The sequence below is a fragment of the Catenuloplanes sp. NPDC051500 genome (assembly GCF_044454585.1).
Taxonomy (GTDB): Bacteria; Actinomycetota; Actinomycetes; order Mycobacteriales; family Micromonosporaceae; genus Catenuloplanes.
Genome location: NZ_JBITDX010000032.1, coordinates 57949 through 74501 on the forward strand (window position 1 = coordinate 57949; position 16553 = coordinate 74501).

Genomic DNA, 16553 nt, shown 5'->3' on the forward strand with positions numbered 1-16553 from the left:
CGGATGCGGCCCGAAAGCTCAGTAAACCCGCCCGCGCGGCGAATGCCGAATGATCGTGGACGGCCGCGCTGGACGCTCAGCCGCCGGCGGTGACCTGGTTGCGGCCCGCGCGCTTGGCGGCGTAGAGGCGGGCGTCGGCGCGGGGCAGCAGGGTGGTGTGGTCCTGCTCATGCTCCGCGACGCCGATGCTGATCGTCACCTCGAGGCCGGGCTGCAGCGCCGACCAGTCGTGGTCCTGGATGACCAGGCGGAGCTTCTCGGCCAGGTGCGCGGCCTCGGGCAGGTCCACGCCCTCGAACGCGATCAGGAACTCCTCGCCGCCGAGCCGGGCCACCAGGTCCACGCCGCGGACGTGCTCGCGCAGCAGCGCGCCGATCCGGCGCAACACGTCGTCGCCGGCCGCGTGACCGTACCTGTCGTTGACGTTCTTGAAATGGTCCACGTCCGCGATCGCCAGGCAGAACGGGCGGCCGGTCGCGTCGGACAGCGTGGCCATCTCCGGGAGGCGCTGGTCGGCGGCGCGCCGGTTGGCCAGGCCGGTGAGCGCGTCGGTGAGCGCCTGCTCCTCCAGCTCGGCGCTGCGGATGCGGTGCAGCTCGGACTCGAGGCGGGCGTTGTCGGCCTCCAGGCGCGCGTTGTCCAGCTCGAAGTGGTGGACCATCATCCGGGCGCGGACCGCGGCCACGTCGTTGTGCGACTCGCGCTCAAGCGTGTGATAGGCGCGGTAGTTCGCAAGCGCGGCCTTGAAGTCGCCGATCCGCTCGTACGCGGAGGAGAGCTGAAGGTGGATCGCCATGGTCATCGGCTTCTCCTTCGCCTCCTTCGCGCGCTCAAGCGCCTCAAGCAGGCCGAGCACCGCTATCGCGCAGTCGCCGCGCAGCAGCCGGATCTGTGCCTGGTGCTGCAGCGCCGCGGACTCCAGCGACCGGTAGCCATGCGCGAGCGCGATCATCCGCGAGTTCTCGACAAGGGTGAACGCCTCGCCGTACTCGCCGCGCAGCGCCATCAGCATGCCGAAGTTGTCGAGCACGATCGACTGCCGGTACGGGTGGTTCGCGGCCTCGGCCAGCCGAAGCGCGGTCCGCACGTGGTCGAGCGCGGCCTCCAGCTGCGCCTCCGCCTCCTCGTCGAGGCCTGACTCACGCAACTGCGGGATGCGGTACACCGCGTTGTCGCCGAGGTTGTTGAGCACGCAGAAGCGGGCCTCGTCATCACCCGGATCGACCATCGCGAGCGCGCTCACCAGGCACTCGTTGCTGCTGGCCAGGTCGCCCATGGCACTGTGCACCACGCCGGTGCGGTTGTGCACCCAGTAGAGCAGCGCCCGGTCGTCGAGGCGCTGAGCGATCCTGCGCGCCCGGTCCAGCGCGTCGAGCGCCTCCTCGTGCAGGCCCAGATCGTTGAACGGGATGGCCTGCACGGTGAGCGTCTCGCAGATGCCGCGCTCGTCGCCGATCGACTCGAACAGCGCGACCGCCTGGGTGCACGCGGTGATCGCGGCCTCCTGCTCGCCGACGCGCAGCAGCTGGTTCGCCGCCAGCCGCAGCGATGAGGCCTGACCTGAGACGTCGCTGTGCTTCGCATAGAGATCGGCGGCGCGGCGGGCGAGGTCGAGACCGCCCCGGTAGTCGCCGCGGGTGCGGGCCGCCTCGGCCTGAACGAACAGCTCAGCGGCGGTGAGCGCGGCGCTGCTGGTGATCACGCTGCGCCCTCCCCATCGTGCCCGGTCGCACGGCGTACCCGCCGACCGTGCGGCTCCCTTCGGCCGAATCTAGGCCATCCGAATGATTTACCACCAACTGAGACGCCGGTCACACGAAGGGTGAGCCGTGTTGCCCGAGGTCAATGCCCTTGGCATCGAATCGGCGGCGATCCGCTACGGTGCGATATTGCACGTGATCTCAGGGGAACTTGGAACGGCCCCGACCACACGACCCGAAGGGACGCCGACCTTGACGCCCACCTCCACCCGCACCGGTTCCGCCACTGCGCAGCCGACCGACCCGAGGTGCCTGCACTGCAAGGAGCCTCTCGTCCAGGATGACATCTGGGGCTGGATGCACGAGGGACAGCGCTATCTGTGCCGCGACCAGCGCACCGGTGAGCTGCTCACTCAAGCGGCAACGCTGATCTGACACCGCCGCGGCGGATTCAGGCGCACCGCGTACCCTCGGCGCGCCTGGATCCTGGTTTTTTTGCCTGTCACACCCGGCCGTAGCGCCGGTCCGTGTCCGGATCGCGCCGTGCGGCCTCGGCCCGCTCCGGCGCGATCATGGCGCGCAGCGCGACAACATCATCAGGGACGGCCACCGGGGTACGCAGCGCGGCCGCCAGGAAGATGAGTGCGGCGCGCGTCGAGTCGGCCGGCTCCGGGCCGCCGTGATCCGCGTCGCGCACCAGGTGGTACTCGTGCGCCACGTCCAGATCCCACAGCTCCCGGTGCAGCCGCTCGGTGCCGTCGTGCATCGCGAACGCGTCCCGGTCCCCGCACCGCAGCATGATCGGCAGCCGCGCCGCCCGGATCTCGTCCGCCCGGCGCCGCAACCGGTGCAGGACGCTCTCCCGCTCCCAGCCGGAGACGGTCATCGCGTCCCGCAGTGCGGCAAGCACGCTTATCGTGTTCCGTGGCCCCGGCGCGTCGTTGAGCAGCGCCGGAGAGGTCGCCGCGACGGCTGTCCAGCGCGCCGGGTCCCCGAACGCGATCTTCAGCGCGCCGTAGCCGCCCATCGACGCGCCGAGCAACGACACCCGGGCCGGATCTGTCGCGAACCGCCTGTGGATCTCCGCCGGCAGCGCCTCCGCCACCACCGTCTCCCAGCCGCCGATGTAGAAGCCGCCCACTGTCGGCGTCGAGGCGCACGCCAGCACGCACGGCGGCAGGCTGCCGTCCGCCCACAGGCCCGCGACAAGCGACTGGATCTGCCCGAGCCGGTCCGCCGACGAGAACGCGCCGTGCAGCAGCAGGATCAGTGGGAGGTTCGCGGTGTCGCTGCCCGGTGCGAGCGCTTTGTACGGAATGTCATTGACCGTTCCATCGACGAGTACAGTGTCCATGGCCCGAGCCTTCCAAACGGGTACCCAGCCAGCCGCGCAGGCGACAGCCACCGCCGGGAGGCGACGGTGGCTGCCCATACCGGCACCGCGGCAGTGGCTCAGCGCGGCGTCAGATCGCCTTAGCGGCGCACTGGTGTGCAGCGACGCCAACCACGACGTGGTCGACCAGCTCGCCGCCCTGCGGACGGACGTCCGGAACGATCTCCAGCAGCTGTTCGCACGCGCCGTGGAGACCGGCCGGATGCCAGCCGGCACCGACGCCGCGTCACTCGGCGCCTATGTCGCGGCCGTCGCGCAGGGAATCGCGGTGGAGGCCTCCGGTGGTGCGTCCCGGCAGAGCCTGATGAAGGTCGTGGACGTGGCCCTGACGGCCCTGCCGACGCCGTAGCCCTCGCCCGCCGCCCAGTCGACGAAGGGTCGGCCACCCGAAGGAAGGCCGAGTTCCTCGGGGGCCGCCAAGTCGGCTTTCATGCCGCTAAATGGGGTCGGAAATCGACTGCACGCCCGCCTCCGAATGACGCGCCGAGGACGGCCCGGCAGTTCTGATACACGACCCGCACCTCCGGCCTTGGCGGCATCGCGTCATTTTTCGGGCATCACATTCATTCTCCCGCGCCAATTGAGAATGCGATCGCACATTGAACGGGCTCAAATGTCGCAAGCTTGACTTCGATGTAATTAGATCTCTTTTCCGTGGCTATATTCATCCTCGCCATTAAGGCGGATCAATATGATTCGGAAAGGGGTGGTACCTGTGAAACACGCCAACCTGCGGCGGTGTCTGGCCACCGTCGGCGCGGCCGCGCTGGTCGTGACCGCGCTCACCGTCCCGGCGAGCGCCGCTCAGGCGAAAGCCGCACCGGCCAAGGCCCCGGCGGCGGCCTACGACACGGGCAGGAACGACCTGCAGACCGTCGCGGACGCGTACCGGGCGTCGTTCAAGGACCTCTCGCCCGAGGCGGCACTGACGGCGGCGCGTGCCCAGGCGGGCAGCGCGACGTTCCGGCAGAGTCTTGACGTCGAGAAGGACACCTGGGCGGGCGGCTGGTTCGACCCGCACACCGCGGAGTTCCACATCGCGGTGACCACGCCGGCCGCGGCGAAGGACGTCGCGACGGCAGCCGCCCGGACGCCGGGCCTGATCGTCAACACGCACCAGGTCGCCCGGTCCATGCGGGAGCTGGGCGAGCAGGTGGAGCGGATCCGCTCCGGCACGGACAAGCTGGCGAAGGCGGCGGACGGCGACGTGACGATCGACGTCCTGACCAACGAGGTCGTGGTGCGGGTGCCGAAGACGCGGTTCGCCGCGCTCTCGGCGGCCGACGTGCCGGTCGGCGTCCGGGTCGAGCAGGGCACGAAGGTCACCCAGCACCTGGACGCCTGCACCTCGCGGACGGACTGCGACAACGACCTGCGCGCCGGCCTGGTGCTGCGCCGCTCCGGCTCGCTGTGGTGCTCGCTCGGCTTCACCGCGCGCAGCAACGGCATCAAGTGGGCGCTGACCGCCGGCCACTGCGTCGGCACCATCGGCGAGTCGTGGTCCAACGGCACCGCGACGATCCGCACCGTCGGCCCGGCCACCGACTTCCTCAACTCGGGCAACCAGGACGCCGGTGCGATCCAGGTGACGAACGCGTTCTACACCGCGCAGACCGCGGGCCGCATCATGATCGGGCCGTCCAGCTTCTCCCCGGTGACCGGCGAGAGCTTCAACCTGGTCAACGACGTCAACTGCCTGTCGGCCAGCTACACCAACCCGGCCCGGGCCGGTAACCCGTGCGCCACGGTCACCGAGGTCGGCGCCGCGATCAAGACGAAGATGGTCGGCTACGACCCGTGCGGCGGGGACAGCGGCGGCGGCTGGTACTGGCTGCCGGGCTCCGGCAACCGCTATGCCGTCGCCCTGCACAGTTCGAGCCTGACCGGCTGCAATGTCGCGAACGGCGAGGCGTGGGCCAGCCCGCTCAACGCATTCTGGAGCGCGCTGGTCTACGAGACCTCGTGATCCGAGTTTTCCCGGCGTGCCCCTATCGAGTGACATCGGTAGGGGCACGCGTCCAGGTCGCGGTGAAAGGCGTCCAACCGGAATGCGTACCCAATTATTGATCATTGCGACAGCGGCGGCAATCGTCACCGGTTGCGCCTCCACAGATGCGCCGGGAACCATTACCGGGCAGGCCACGAACGGTTCGGAACCGAGCGGCGCATACGAACTCGTCGATATATCAGGAACCGGTAGGCCGTCGGGCGCGGCACAGATCACGCTTACCTTCGGTCCGGGCACCCTCGCGGCCGACAGCGGCTGCAACACGATGACCGGGCGGGCCGGCTTGGACGGCGACCGGCTCACCGTCACGGATCCGCGCACGACCGACCTGCCCTGCCCCGAGGAGTTCGTCGCGGTGCAGGAGTGGGTGGCCGCGTTCTTCGCGGACCGGCCCACAGTGGCGCTCGACGGCGGCGGGCTGACGCTTACCACCGCGCGGGCGACGATGCGACTGCGCTCCACCGGCACACCCTCGCCGGACACGCAACAGCCGTCAGACGCGCCGCGCACCGGCTGAGGGCGCGCGACGGGTGGCACGGCCGCCGTGCAGATACAGCGACCGGCCCTCCGGGTCGGCGCCGAGGAAGGCGTAGACCGGATGAACCACACCCTCGGGGGTACGGGCGATGAGTGTGTCGCCGGTGAGGTGGACCAGCTCCTGCGGCGGTGACGGCGGGCCGAGCTGGGTGAAGATGCCCTTGGGCGCGTCGTCGAGCCAGACCCGGCCGGCCGCGTCCTGGGAGATCGTCAGGTCGGCGACGCGGGAGCTGTAGACGCCGAGGTAACGGGACGCGTCGAACGGCGCGGGGACCGGCGGCAGCGTGGCCGGCGGCGGCAACCGCACGCCGGTCAGCGCGTGGATGAGCGGCGGGACCAGCGACCAGTAGAGCGAGGCCGCGTCGCCGCCGTTGGTGAGCAGCGCGATCGCCACGTCACGGTCCGGGACGACGCGCAGGAACGCGGCCTGGCCGATGGTGCCGCCGTCGTGCCCGATGACGCTGCCGCCGTCGTCGAGGATCTCCCAGCCGAGGCCCCAGCCGCCGCCGGGCATGCCGGGGGCGGGGCGGTCGGCGGCGCGTTGCTGCATCGCCTTGACCGCGTCCGGGGAGACCAGGTGGTCGCCGCCGGCCAGGTGCATGCGGGCGAAGAGCAGCAGGTCGGCCGCGCTCATCGCCAGCATGCTGCCGGCCGGGGCGTTGGAGCGGGGCAGCGACCAGATGCGGGCGGGAGCGAGCGGCGCGCCCGCGGACGGGCGGATGTGGCCGACCGCCGCGCGGTGCAGGATCGCCTCGTACGCGTCGGTCGCGAACGCGCGCACGCCGAGCGGTTCGGCCAGGCAGGTACGCAGCACCTCGTCGAACGGGCGGCCGTGCAGCACCTCGATCACGCGGCCGAGCACGGCGAACCCGGCGTTGTTGTAGGAGAGCATCGTGCCGGGCGGGAACAGCTGCGGCGTGTCGCCGAGCGAGGCGACGAACCGGGCCACGCAGTCGTCGCCGCGGCCGGTGTCGGTGAACAGGTCGCCTTCGAAGCCACCGGTGTGGCACAGCAGCTGGCGGATCGTGACCGCGGCCGCGGCCGCCTCCGACCCCAGCCGGAACGCCGGCAGGTAGCGGCGGACCGGCGCGTCCAGTTCGAGACGGCCCTCGTCGGCCAGTTGCATGATCAGCGTGGTGGTCCAGACCTTGGTGATCGAGCCGACCTGGAAGAGCGAGTCGGTGGTGGCCTCGACGCCGGTGCGGATGTTCAGCACGCCGTGCGCGAGGTCGATCTGCTCGCCGTCCGCGTAGACCGCCAGCACCGCGCCCGGGACCTGGTGCCGGGCGAGCAGCGGGGGGAGGTCGGCGTGCAGCGCGGAGGCGATCACATCGAGAGACATGAACACAACCCTAGAACGGACAACCACCCGATCGAGGGGGTACGGTATCCAGCGCGCTCGATTCGTACCCTCACATGCGTTTGATCTGGATGTGCAGGTCGCGGGAATCGCGCAGGTGCTCGTGCGGTTGACTGGCCCCGGATGCCCCGCTGCGGGGCCGGAGCAGGGAGCAGATCGTGGAATTCGGGCTTGACACATTCGGCGACGTCACGGCCGGGCCGGACGGCAAACGGGTGTCGTATGCGCAGGTCATCCGCGATGTCGTGGCGCAGGCCGTGCTGGCCGAGCGGGTCGGCGTGGACGCGTTCGGCGTGGGCGAGCACCACCGGGACGACTATGCGGTGTCCGCGCCGGAGATCGTGCTTGCCGCGATCGCCGGGCGCACCTCGACGATCAAGCTGGGCACCGCGGTGACAGTGCTCAGCTCCGACGACCCGGTGCGGGTGTTCGAGCGGTTCGCCACGCTCGACGCGGTCTCGAACGGCCGCGCCGAGATCACGCTTGGCCGCGGCTCGTTCACCGAGTCGTTCCCGCTGTTCGGCTTCGAGCTGCGCGACTACGAGAAGCTGTTCTCCGAGAAGCTGGACCTGATGGCGACGCTGCTCGACGAGGGGCCGGTGACCTGGGAGGGCACGGTCCGGGCCGCGCTCGACGCGCAGCACGTCTACCCGAAGACCGAGTCCGGCAGGATCAGCACCTGGATCGGTGTGGGCGGCAGTCCGGAGTCGGTGGTGCGCGCGGCGAGCCACCGGCTGCCCCTGGTGCTGGCGATCATCGGCGGCGATCCGGTTAGGTTCGCGCCCTACGTCGAGCTGTACCACCGGGCGCTGAGCGAACTGGGCGCGGAGCCACTGCCGGTCGCGGTGCACGCGCCGGGCTTCGTGGCGGACACCGACCAGGAGGCGGCGGACACGCTCTGGCCGCACATGCGCGTGAACCGGGACCGGATCGGCCGGGAGCGCGGCTGGCCGCCGATGACCCGCCGGGCGTTCGACGCGGACCTGACCGAGGGCGCGCTGCACGCCGGCTCGCCGGAGACTGTCGCGCAGAAGATCGCCCGGACCGTGCGGGCGCTCGGCATCACGCGGTTCGACCTCAAGTACTCGCACGGCACGCTGCCGCACGACGCGATGATGCGCTCGATCGAGCTCTACGGCACCGAGGTCATCCCCCGGGTGCGCGAGCTGCTTGCGCATTGACGGTCACGGCTATCGTGACCGGATGCGTGCCAGACCGATCGTCCTGTTCCTCGCCGGCCTGCTGATCGGGACCGTGCTGGCCGGCATCGTCCTGGGGCTCACCGGGTCGTTCGGCGTCACCGCCGGCTTCGCGGGCGTGTGGCTGCTCGTGCTCGGCGTCGTGGTGCGGGCACAGCCGGCCGAGCCACCGGTGGGCCCGACCGTCTCCTACGGGCCGGGCGAATTCCTCGTCGTGCTGCGCGGCTACGACATCGGCCAGGTGCGCGCGCTGCTGGCCCGGATCGAGGCGGCACGCACGTCCACCGACCCGGCGTTGCGCGCCTCCGTGGCCGCGGAGGCGCGCGCCGCCGCGTTCACAGTCGTGATGCGCGGCTGGGACCGGGGCGCGGTCGACGCCCACCTGCGCGCCGCCGCGGCGTCGCTGTCCTCGTGATCCTGGTCCGCCGCGTCCTCGCCGTGCTGCTGTCCCTGCTTGCGCTGGGCGGCGCGATCCGGCTCGTCGCGCCGTCCGCAGCCGCAGATCCAGATCACGAGCCGCCGGGGGTACGCCGTCAGCTCGCCTTCCTGCGGTCCGCGCTCGATGACGGCGCCGCCACCGACGCGCAGTCGCTGTTCCCGGAGGGGTTCTACTTCCTCAACGTCCTCTACGGACTGTCCTGGGTGGAGCTGGGACAGCGCGGCGTGTCAGTCGACGAGGCGGCGGACGAGGCCGCGTGGGCGCTCGCCCAGGTGGAGTCGGACGCCGGGCGCGCGCCGTTCGACCCGGGCGCGACGCCCGCCTACGGCGTCTTCTACGCCGGCTGGACGAACTGGCTGCGCGGCGGGCTGCTGACGGTGCGCGACGATCCGGCGCAGCGGGCCCGGTTCCTCGCGGACTCGGAGGCGCTCGCGGCCGCGTTCGACGCCTCCGGCACGCCGTTCCTGGAGGCCTATCCCGGTCAGGCCTGGCCCTGCGACTCCACTGTGGCGATCGCGTCGCTGCGGCTGGCCGCCACGCTGTCCGGGCCGGGCCGCTTCACCCCGACCGTCACCCGCTGGGTCGGTGACGTACGCGCCCGGCTCGACCCGGCCACCGGCCTGATGCCGCACACCGCGTCACCGTCAGTCACCGGCGCGCGCGGCACCTCACAGGCGATCATCCAGCGCTTCCTGGTGGACGTGGACCCGGTCTTCGCCCGCGAGCAGTACCTGCTGTTCCGCACGCAATTCCTGGACCGGCCGCTCGGGCTCGGGCCGGCCGTCCGCGAATACCCGCACGGCACGGACGGGCCGGCCGACGTCGACTCCGGGCCGCTGCCGCTCGGCATCAGCCTCTCCACCACTGTCGTCGCGCTCGGTGCCGCCCAGGTACACGGCGACAGGTCACTTGCCGCGGGGTACGCCTCGTTCGGCGAGGTCGCCGGGCTGCCGTTCGACACGCCCGGCAGCAAGCGGTACGCGGGCGGGCTGGTCCCGGCCGGCGACGCGTTCCTGGCCTGGTCGAAGACCGCACGCCCGTGGACCACCGAGACGCCGGGCGCGCCGCCACAGGTGCTCTCCGGCTGGTGGCGGGCGCCGCTGCTGGCGATTCTGCTGCTTGTGGGCTTGGCACCGTGGCTGCGCAGACTCACAGCGCCGTGGCTGCCCAGACGCACAGCGCCGTGGCTGCCGCTCGTCCTGCGCCGGGCACGTACCAGAAACACGCGGGAGACCACCTCCGTCACAGATGTGCCGGAGACTGCCGCGATGCCGTCGCCGACACCTGGCACACGGCCGTAGAGTGATCCTCTGACGCGTCCTTGATCGGTAACCCGGGAGACCCCTCACGTGAGCACCACCGACGAGTACCACTACCCCGTCTCCGGCGTCCCCGCCGTGGAGACCGACCACCCCGGCCGCACCATCACGCCGGACAATGTGACAGCGGTCTTCGACGACGGCGAGTTCAAGCAGCTCTCCATCAGCGGCCAGTGCGCCGAGGCCCCGCGCGTCCGGATCACCCGCCGGTTCACGAAGGCGAAGCGTGTTCCGGAGTGGGCGCAGCGGTACCTCTCCCCCGACGCCGAGTAGTCACCTCTCAGCGGCGCGGGGGCGCCACGGCCGTGACCGGCGGCAGCCAGCCGGTCGGCTTGACCGCGCCCTCACGGAGGGCCGCGACATTGACCAGGATCTCCAGCTCGCGGGCGTCGACCCGGCCGTCGTGGGTGAGCCGATGGCCGCGGACCAGCACCCACTCCGCCGCAGTATCGATCCGGTCCACCCCCACCTCACGGACCCGTAACCCGAGGTATCCGACGCCGTAGCGGTAGTCGCGCTCGTGCAGTCCGAGGATCGTGCCCGGCGTCAGTCGCGGCATCGGCGGCGGCGCATTCACCATCGTGTCGTCCTTCCCTGGTACGGACGTGTTCCGTGGTAGACCTTCCCGTTCGGGCGGCCGCCTGGAAAGCTTGCTACCGGAATTTCCGGTGTTCGCTTTTCCGGCCCTGCATTTCGAGAGGGAACGACCTCTCAAAAACGACGACGAGGAGACGGCATGCCGACAGAGGGCGGATCGTCCGTACCCCGGAGGCAGCTCGGTCGTTTACTACGCCAGATGCGCGAGGAGGCGGGCGTCAAGCTCAAGGACGCCGCACTCCACCTGGAGATATCACTTGCGCGAATGTCGCGCATCGAGGGCGGCGAGGCGCCGGTCAAGCTGCTTGAGGTGCGGGCCGCCAGCGACCTCTACGGCGCTCCGGACGACATGCGCGAGGTGATGCTCGGCCTGGCCGCGGCGAGCAAGGAACACGGCTGGTGGCAGGCGTACGGCAAGGCGGTGCCGAAGTGGTTCGAGCTCTACGTCGGCATGGAGGAGGCCGCGTCCCGGCTCCGGCACTACGAGCCGACGCTCATACCCGGCCTGTTGCAGCTGGAGGCCTACGCCACCACGGTGCTCGGCACCTTCCCCGCCATCTCGGAGCCCGAACTGGCCCAGCACCTGCGGGTCCGGATGCAGCGCCAGCGGCTGCTCACCCGCCGCACGCCCCGGCCGCCGCAGCTCGACGTGCTGCTCGACGAGTCGGTGCTGCACCGCCCGATCGGTGACACCGACGCCTGGTTGCGGCAGCTGGCTCACCTGGTGAACATCTCCACGCGGCCGAACATCGGCGTGCGCATCGTGCCGTCCTCCGCCGGGCCGCACTGGGCGATGGGCGCCGGCGCGTTCGTGCTGCTCGACTTCCCCCAGGTCGGAATCCGCAAAGTGGAGCCGACCACCGTCTACATGGAGAACGTGACCGGCGCGCTCTATCTCGACCTCCCCGAAGAGGTGTCCTCGTTCGAAACGGTGTGGAATATGCTGGACCGGCGGGCTCTCGATCGCGATGCTTCGGATGACCTCATCGGAAAAGTGATCAAGGAGTACACCGGTGCATGATCTGGACCTGAGCCGGGCGCAATGGCGCAAGAGTCGTCGTAGCGGTGGCGGCGGCGGCAACTGCGTGGAAATCGCCGGTAATTTGCCCGGTTTTGTTGCCTTCCGCGACAGCAAGGATCCGGCCGGGCCGATCCTGACCGTGAGTACCGCCGCGTACCGCGCATTCACCGCACACCTCGCCGGGCGATGAACCCGCCGGCCCCCTTTCCCGACTGAGTCGGTGAGAGGAGGCGGGATGACTGACGAACTGCTGGTCGTCCGCGCCCAGCTCGGCGAGCGTGACGCGTTCGCCGGGCTGGTCCGGGAGTGGCACGAGCCGGTGCACGCGTTCGTGCGCCGCATGATCGGTACGGGGGCCGCGGACGACGTGGCCCAGGAGGTGTGGCTCGCCGTCGTACGCGGGCTGCCCCGATTGAGGGAGCCGGGCCGGTTCGCGCCGTGGCTGTTCAGCATCGCGCGGCGGGCGGTCACCAACCGGCTGCGCGCCGAGTACGCACGACCTGCCGCACCGGCCGACGAGCCGGAGCCGGACATCGGCGACGCCGTCGTCGACCGGGCCGTGGTGGCCGCCGGGCTGGCCGGGGTGCCGGTACTGGAACGCGAGTTGCTGATCCTGTTCTACCTGCAGGACCTGTCCGTCGAGACGTGCGCGGAGATCTGCGGCGTGCCGGCCGGCACTGTCAAGTCACGGCTGTCACGCGGGCGGCGACTGCTCCGCGCCTCGCTCATCGAGAAAGGACACCAGGCATGAACGCGGACGACATGATCGGCCGACTGTCCGGGACGCTGTCGCCGGGACGCCGTCTCGCCGCCGTGGTGGCGCTGCTCGGCGGGCTGGGCGGGGCGCTTGTGGCCGGCACGCTGTGGGCGACCGAACCCGGGCTGCCGGGCGCGACGCGGGCCGCGTTCGCGGTCATGGTGGCGGTCGGGCTGGGCTGGTGCGGGTGGGCGAGCTGGGTGCTGACCCGGCGCGCGCCGCTCTTCGCCCGGGACCGGGTGATCGCGGGCTGGCTCGGGCTGACCGCGTCCGCGCTGCTGGCCGCGTTCGTGGCAGCGGTGGCGATCTCCCGGGACACGTGGGAGCCGGCCGCAATCGCGATGTCGGTCACGCTGCTCGTGGTCGCGGTGGTCAACCTGGTCCGGGCGCGGGCACACCGGGCGGCGCTGCTGCGTCGCAAGCGGGAGCTCGGCGGCTGAGCACGATGCCGTGGCGCGGTGCCGTGGCGCGGTGCCTCGGCGCGGCCCTGACCGTCGATGAACGCGCAGGTCGTTGGCACGTTCTGGTGAGGTGGCGGTTGCGGCCATCATTCAAGATCGGGAGCGGTAACAGACCCGACACGCCGGAGGACGCCATGACCGCCAGGACGCTCGCCCTGACTCTATCGACAGGCATGGCCCTGGCGGTGATGGCCGGTTGCTCCTCCAGCCCGGCGCCGGAGGCCGCACCGGCGCCAGCCGCCACCTCACCGGCCGCTGCGTCGGAGGCGACCTCGGCCGCTGCTGCGCCGCCCGCCACCGGAGCGCCCGCGGGATCGTCCGCGGGCGATTCGGTGGCTGTCGACGGCCGTACCATCTCCGGCGTTGCGCCCGGTCTTGAATTTCCGCCGGGTGCCACGGTCAAGGACGCGTTCATCGGGGGTACGACGAGCACCGTGATCCTCAGCGCGCCGTCCCCGGCGGAGGTGCTCGACTACTACCGGGCGGCGGCGCCGAAGGCCGGGTACACGGTCCTCACCGACATCGGCTCGCTGCTGACGCTTCAGCACCCGAACGGCTGGGACGTCACGGTCATCGGCCAGTCCAACGACGTCACCCTCAACTTCAACGCGCCCTGACCCTGAGGTTCAGTCCGGGCATGGGTCCAGCCGGCCGTCACCGATCCGGGTGACGGGCGGCCCGGCCTACGCCTCGGCCGACGCAATGCCCGGAAATATCCGGATAAAGGGCGTCAGGATGACGCTCACCTGCTCATGCCCCACTACTTTTGATCGGGATCGATCGATTTTTCTGCACCTGCGCCCGTCACGCAATGTGGGACCCGGCCAGCCGCTCGCCGAAACCCGCATGCGCGGCTCGCTAAGGTGGGACCGACCCACCCCAGCAGCAGGGAAACCGAGGATTAACACCCGATGATCGACGACGGTAAAGCGCGAGTCCTTCTCCTGGAGAACATCCACCCCGACGCGGTGGCCCGGTTCGAGTCCGAGGGCTATGTCGTGGAGTCCGTCTCCTCCGCGCTCGACGAGGAGGAGCTGATCTCGCGGATCGACGGCGTCACGCTGCTCGGCATCCGGTCCAAGACCAGGGTCACCGCGCGCGTCATCGAGGCCGCGAAGGACCTGGCCGCGATCGGCGCGTTCTGCATCGGCACCGACCAGATCGACCAGGCCGCCGCGTCCGAGGCCGGCATCGCGATCTTCAACGCGCCGTTCTCGAACACGCGAAGCGTCGTCGAGCTGGCCCTCGCCGAGATCATCGCGCTGACCCGCCGGCTCACCGAGAAGAACACCGGCATGCACGCGGGCACCTGGGACAAAGCCGCGGACGGCAGCCACGAGGTGCGCGGGCGGCGGCTCGGCATCGTCGGCTACGGCAACATCGGCACCCAGCTCTCCGTGCTCGCCGAGGCGCTCGGCATGCGCGTCTACTTCTACGACAGCGCGGACAAGCTCTCGCTCGGCAACGCCCGGCGCTGCAGCACCCTCGACGAGCTGCTCGACGTGGCCGACATCGTCACCATCCACGTCGACGGCCGCCCCGGCAACAACGGCTTCTTCGGCGAGGAGCAGTTCGCCCGGATGAAGCCCGGCAGCATCTTCCTCAACCTCTCCCGCGGCCTCGTCATCGACCACGACGCGCTCCGCCGGCACCTCGAGAACGGGCACATCGCCGGCGCCGCCGTGGACGTCTTCCCGGTCGAGCCGAAGGGCCGCGGCGACGAGTTCCAGTCCGTCCTGCGCGGCCTGCCGAACGTGATCCTCACCCCGCACATCGGCGGCTCCACCGAGGAGGCGCAGGCCGACATCGGCGCGTTCGTCTCCAACAAGCTGGCCACCTACCTGACCGAGGGCAACACCACGCTAAGCGTCAACCTGCCCTCCGTCGCGCTCCCGCCGCACACCACCGGCCACCGCCTGGTCTACCTGCACCGCAACACGCCCGGCGTACTCGCGCAGGTCAACCGGGTGCTCGCGGAGCACTCGGTGAACGTCGAGGGTCAGCTGCTTGCCACCCGCGGCGAGTTCGGCTACCTGCTCACCGACATCGGCCGCGACTTCACCCCGGAGATGGTCAACCAGCTGGGCACGCTGCCCCAGACGGTCCGCCTGCGCGTCCTGGCCTGACCCGGCCACGGGAGGGCGGTTCGCCGCCCTCCCGTGCTCCTGGACCGCGCCTCGCTCCGCCCCCCACGTCGATACAGCGCCTTACCCTGAACATATGGATCTCGCGCTCGTGCTCGGCGCCGGCGGCCTCACCGGCATCGCCTGGCATCTCGGACTGCTCGCCGGCCTGCGCGAACAGGGCGTCGACCTGACCGGCGCGGACCTGATCGTCGGCACGTCCGCCGGCGCGGTCGCCGGGGCGCTGCTCGCCGGCGGCCTCGACCCCGTCGACGCCGCCCGGCTGGAGGCACGGCTGACCGACGCCGACCCGCCGATGCAGCCGGACTGGGCACGCGGCACCGAGGTGTTCGGCCTGCTCAACGACACGGAACGAGATCCCGCGTCGGTCCGGGCCGCGGTCGGCACGCTGGCACTGGCCGCGGACGTGGTCGCTGAGGAGCCCTACGTCATCGCGCTCGGCCGCCGCCTGCCGTCCCACGACTGGCCGGACCGCCCGCTGCTGATCACCGCGGTCGACGCGGCCACCGGCCATCCCGTCACCTGGGACCGCACCTCAGGCGTGCCGCTTGACCGCGCGGTCGCCGCGAGCTGCGCCGTCCCGTGCATCTTCCCGCCGGTCACCATGAACGGCAGCCGCTACATGGACGGCGGCGTCCGCTCACTGACCAACGCGGACCTGGCCACCGGCGCGGCCCGCGTCGTCGTCCTCTCCCCGCTCTCCCCCACCCGCACCCGCGCCCGCGGCACCACCGACGCCGAACTGGACACGCTCCGCCGCGACACCCGCGACACCCGCGACAGCCGCGACGCCCGGGCCACCCGCGCCACGCTCGTCGTCCCGGACGCGGAGGCACTTGACGCGCTCGGCTCCAACGTCTTCGACGCCACCCGCTGGGATCCCGCCTTTGACGCCGCCCGCGCCCAGGGCCACCGCGTCGCCCCGGCCGTGTCGGCCGCCTGCTTCGCGTAGGCGGTGGCGCGGGCGATTTGGGCCCGGTGACATCGCCGCGATCCGGCACCTGGTCGGTTATGACAGCTTGTCCCAGTTCACCTACGAGTACCGGCGGCTGTTCGGTGAGCCCCGACGCAGGACGCGGCCCGGCTACGCGACGACGCGCTGCCGACCGGGCTTGACGACTCTGTTGCCCATTCGCGTGCGGCGGTCTGGGGCCTGACGATCGAAGGGCTGGCATCGAGCCGAGAGTCTGGCGGGTCGTTCCGGCTGGTCAGCGGTCTCGCGGCACGCGGGGGCAGCACGGTCATCGTCTCAGCGGCGGCTGGTCTGGGCGGCTGCGGTCTGGACTGTCGCAAGGGCCGGCACCGAGACAGCGGACGCGGCCCGGCAAGCCAGTCAAACTCGCCCTGGGCGGTCGCAAGAGCTCGCACCGAAACAGCGGACGCAGCCGGGCAAGCCGGTCGAGCTCGCCCTGGGCGGTCGCAAGGGCTTGCACCGAAGCCGAGAGCTGCCGAAGAGTTAGTCGATCTTGGCTTTCGCGTGTCGCCGCGCCAGAGACAGTGGCAGCTTGGGCGCTCCGCGCCGAGATGGGTTCGTTGTGCGGGATCTCGCGTCCATCTGGCGGGATGCAAGATCCTTGCGGCTCTGGTGGCCCTTATCGCGCTCGAATAAGGGCCACCA

Annotated in this window: 19 protein-coding genes; 15 read left to right on the plus strand and 4 right to left on the minus strand. The window is 71.0% G+C overall.

The window, feature by feature from the left end:
* Positions 1–76: 76 nt before the first annotated feature.
* Entirely contained in the window at positions 77–1702 is a 1626-nt protein-coding gene (locus ACIA8K_RS37725; protein WP_396068281.1) for a diguanylate cyclase, read from the minus strand.
* Positions 1703–1829: 127 nt separating this feature from the next.
* On the opposite strand from ACIA8K_RS37725, the gene ACIA8K_RS37730 reads away from it, so the two are divergent.
* Positions 1830–2135, plus strand: coding sequence for a hypothetical protein (locus tag ACIA8K_RS37730; RefSeq protein ID WP_396068282.1), 306 nt, complete (start codon positions 1830–1832; stop codon positions 2133–2135).
* 67 nt (positions 2136–2202) lie between these two features.
* On the opposite strand, the gene ACIA8K_RS37735 is transcribed toward ACIA8K_RS37730, so the two are convergent.
* Positions 2203–3054 (minus strand): alpha/beta hydrolase-fold protein, encoded by an 852-nt coding sequence (locus ACIA8K_RS37735; protein WP_396068283.1) that lies wholly within the window; start codon positions 3052–3054, stop codon positions 2203–2205.
* 133 nt (positions 3055–3187) lie between these two features.
* On the opposite strand from ACIA8K_RS37735, the gene ACIA8K_RS37740 reads away from it, so the two are divergent.
* From ACIA8K_RS37740 to ACIA8K_RS37750, 3 genes are all read left to right on the plus strand, one after another.
* Positions 3188–3442 (plus strand): hypothetical protein, encoded by a 255-nt coding sequence (locus tag ACIA8K_RS37740; protein ID WP_396068284.1) that lies wholly within the window; start codon positions 3188–3190, stop codon positions 3440–3442.
* Between the two features lie 366 nt (positions 3443–3808).
* Entirely contained in the window at positions 3809–5059 is a 1251-nt protein-coding gene (locus ACIA8K_RS37745; protein ID WP_396068285.1) for a hypothetical protein, read from the plus strand.
* An 82-nt stretch (positions 5060–5141) separates the two neighbouring features.
* Positions 5142–5618, plus strand: a complete 477-nt coding sequence (locus ACIA8K_RS37750; protein ID WP_396068286.1) for an META domain-containing protein — start codon at positions 5142–5144, stop codon at positions 5616–5618.
* Here the strand turns inward: ACIA8K_RS37750 and ACIA8K_RS37755 are convergent.
* Complete coding sequence (locus tag ACIA8K_RS37755) at positions 5595–6980, minus strand: serine hydrolase domain-containing protein (RefSeq protein ID WP_396068287.1); 1386 nt, start codon at positions 6978–6980, stop codon at positions 5595–5597. The two genes, ACIA8K_RS37750 and ACIA8K_RS37755, sit on opposite strands and share 24 nt — an antisense overlap.
* Before the next feature lie 173 nt (positions 6981–7153).
* On the opposite strand from ACIA8K_RS37755, the gene ACIA8K_RS37760 reads away from it, so the two are divergent.
* From ACIA8K_RS37760 to ACIA8K_RS37775, 4 genes are read left to right on the plus strand one after another with little or no spacing between them, the layout of a single operon-like run.
* Positions 7154–8179: an LLM class flavin-dependent oxidoreductase gene (locus ACIA8K_RS37760; RefSeq protein ID WP_396068299.1), complete on the plus strand. Its 1026-nt coding sequence runs from the start codon at positions 7154–7156 to the stop codon at positions 8177–8179.
* A gap of 22 nt (positions 8180–8201) precedes the next feature.
* Positions 8202–8612, plus strand: a complete 411-nt coding sequence (locus ACIA8K_RS37765; protein ID WP_396068288.1) for a hypothetical protein — start codon at positions 8202–8204, stop codon at positions 8610–8612.
* Complete coding sequence (locus ACIA8K_RS37770) at positions 8609–9937, plus strand: hypothetical protein (protein ID WP_396068289.1); 1329 nt, start codon at positions 8609–8611, stop codon at positions 9935–9937. Before ACIA8K_RS37765 ends, ACIA8K_RS37770 begins: the two co-directional genes overlap by 4 nt.
* A gap of 48 nt (positions 9938–9985) precedes the next feature.
* On the plus strand, positions 9986–10228 hold the full coding sequence (locus ACIA8K_RS37775) for a hypothetical protein (protein ID WP_396068290.1): 243 nt from the start codon (positions 9986–9988) through the stop codon (positions 10226–10228).
* Between the two features lie 7 nt (positions 10229–10235).
* On the opposite strand, the gene ACIA8K_RS37780 is transcribed toward ACIA8K_RS37775, so the two are convergent.
* Positions 10236–10535 (minus strand): hypothetical protein, encoded by a 300-nt coding sequence (locus tag ACIA8K_RS37780; protein ID WP_396068291.1) that lies wholly within the window; start codon positions 10533–10535, stop codon positions 10236–10238.
* A 156-nt stretch (positions 10536–10691) separates the two neighbouring features.
* On the opposite strand from ACIA8K_RS37780, the gene ACIA8K_RS37785 reads away from it, so the two are divergent.
* From ACIA8K_RS37785 to ACIA8K_RS37815, 7 genes are all read left to right on the plus strand, one after another.
* A complete protein-coding gene (locus ACIA8K_RS37785; protein ID WP_396068292.1) occupies positions 10692–11573 on the plus strand; it encodes a helix-turn-helix domain-containing protein in 882 nt (293 codons plus the stop codon).
* Between the two features lies 1 nt (position 11574).
* Positions 11575–11763 carry a DUF397 domain-containing protein gene (locus ACIA8K_RS37790; protein WP_396068300.1) on the plus strand — a complete coding sequence of 63 codons (189 nt, stop codon included), beginning with the start codon at positions 11575–11577 and terminating at the stop codon, positions 11761–11763.
* A 45-nt stretch (positions 11764–11808) separates the two neighbouring features.
* Positions 11809–12324 carry an RNA polymerase sigma factor gene (locus ACIA8K_RS37795; RefSeq protein WP_396068293.1) on the plus strand — a complete coding sequence of 172 codons (516 nt, stop codon included), beginning with the start codon at positions 11809–11811 and terminating at the stop codon, positions 12322–12324.
* Positions 12321–12770 (plus strand): hypothetical protein, encoded by a 450-nt coding sequence (locus ACIA8K_RS37800; protein ID WP_396068294.1) that lies wholly within the window; start codon positions 12321–12323, stop codon positions 12768–12770. Before ACIA8K_RS37795 ends, ACIA8K_RS37800 begins: the two co-directional genes overlap by 4 nt.
* Before the next feature lie 155 nt (positions 12771–12925).
* The gene (locus ACIA8K_RS37805; RefSeq protein WP_396068295.1) at positions 12926–13408 is read left to right on the plus strand and encodes a hypothetical protein; all 483 of its coding nucleotides are present in this window, start codon (positions 12926–12928) and stop codon (positions 13406–13408) included.
* A gap of 294 nt (positions 13409–13702) precedes the next feature.
* The gene (gene serA / locus ACIA8K_RS37810) at positions 13703–14917 is read left to right on the plus strand and encodes a phosphoglycerate dehydrogenase (protein WP_396068296.1); all 1215 of its coding nucleotides are present in this window, start codon (positions 13703–13705) and stop codon (positions 14915–14917) included.
* 94 nt (positions 14918–15011) lie between these two features.
* Entirely contained in the window at positions 15012–15887 is an 876-nt protein-coding gene (locus ACIA8K_RS37815) for a patatin-like phospholipase family protein (protein WP_396068297.1), read from the plus strand.
* Positions 15888–16553: the final 666 nt, after the last annotated feature.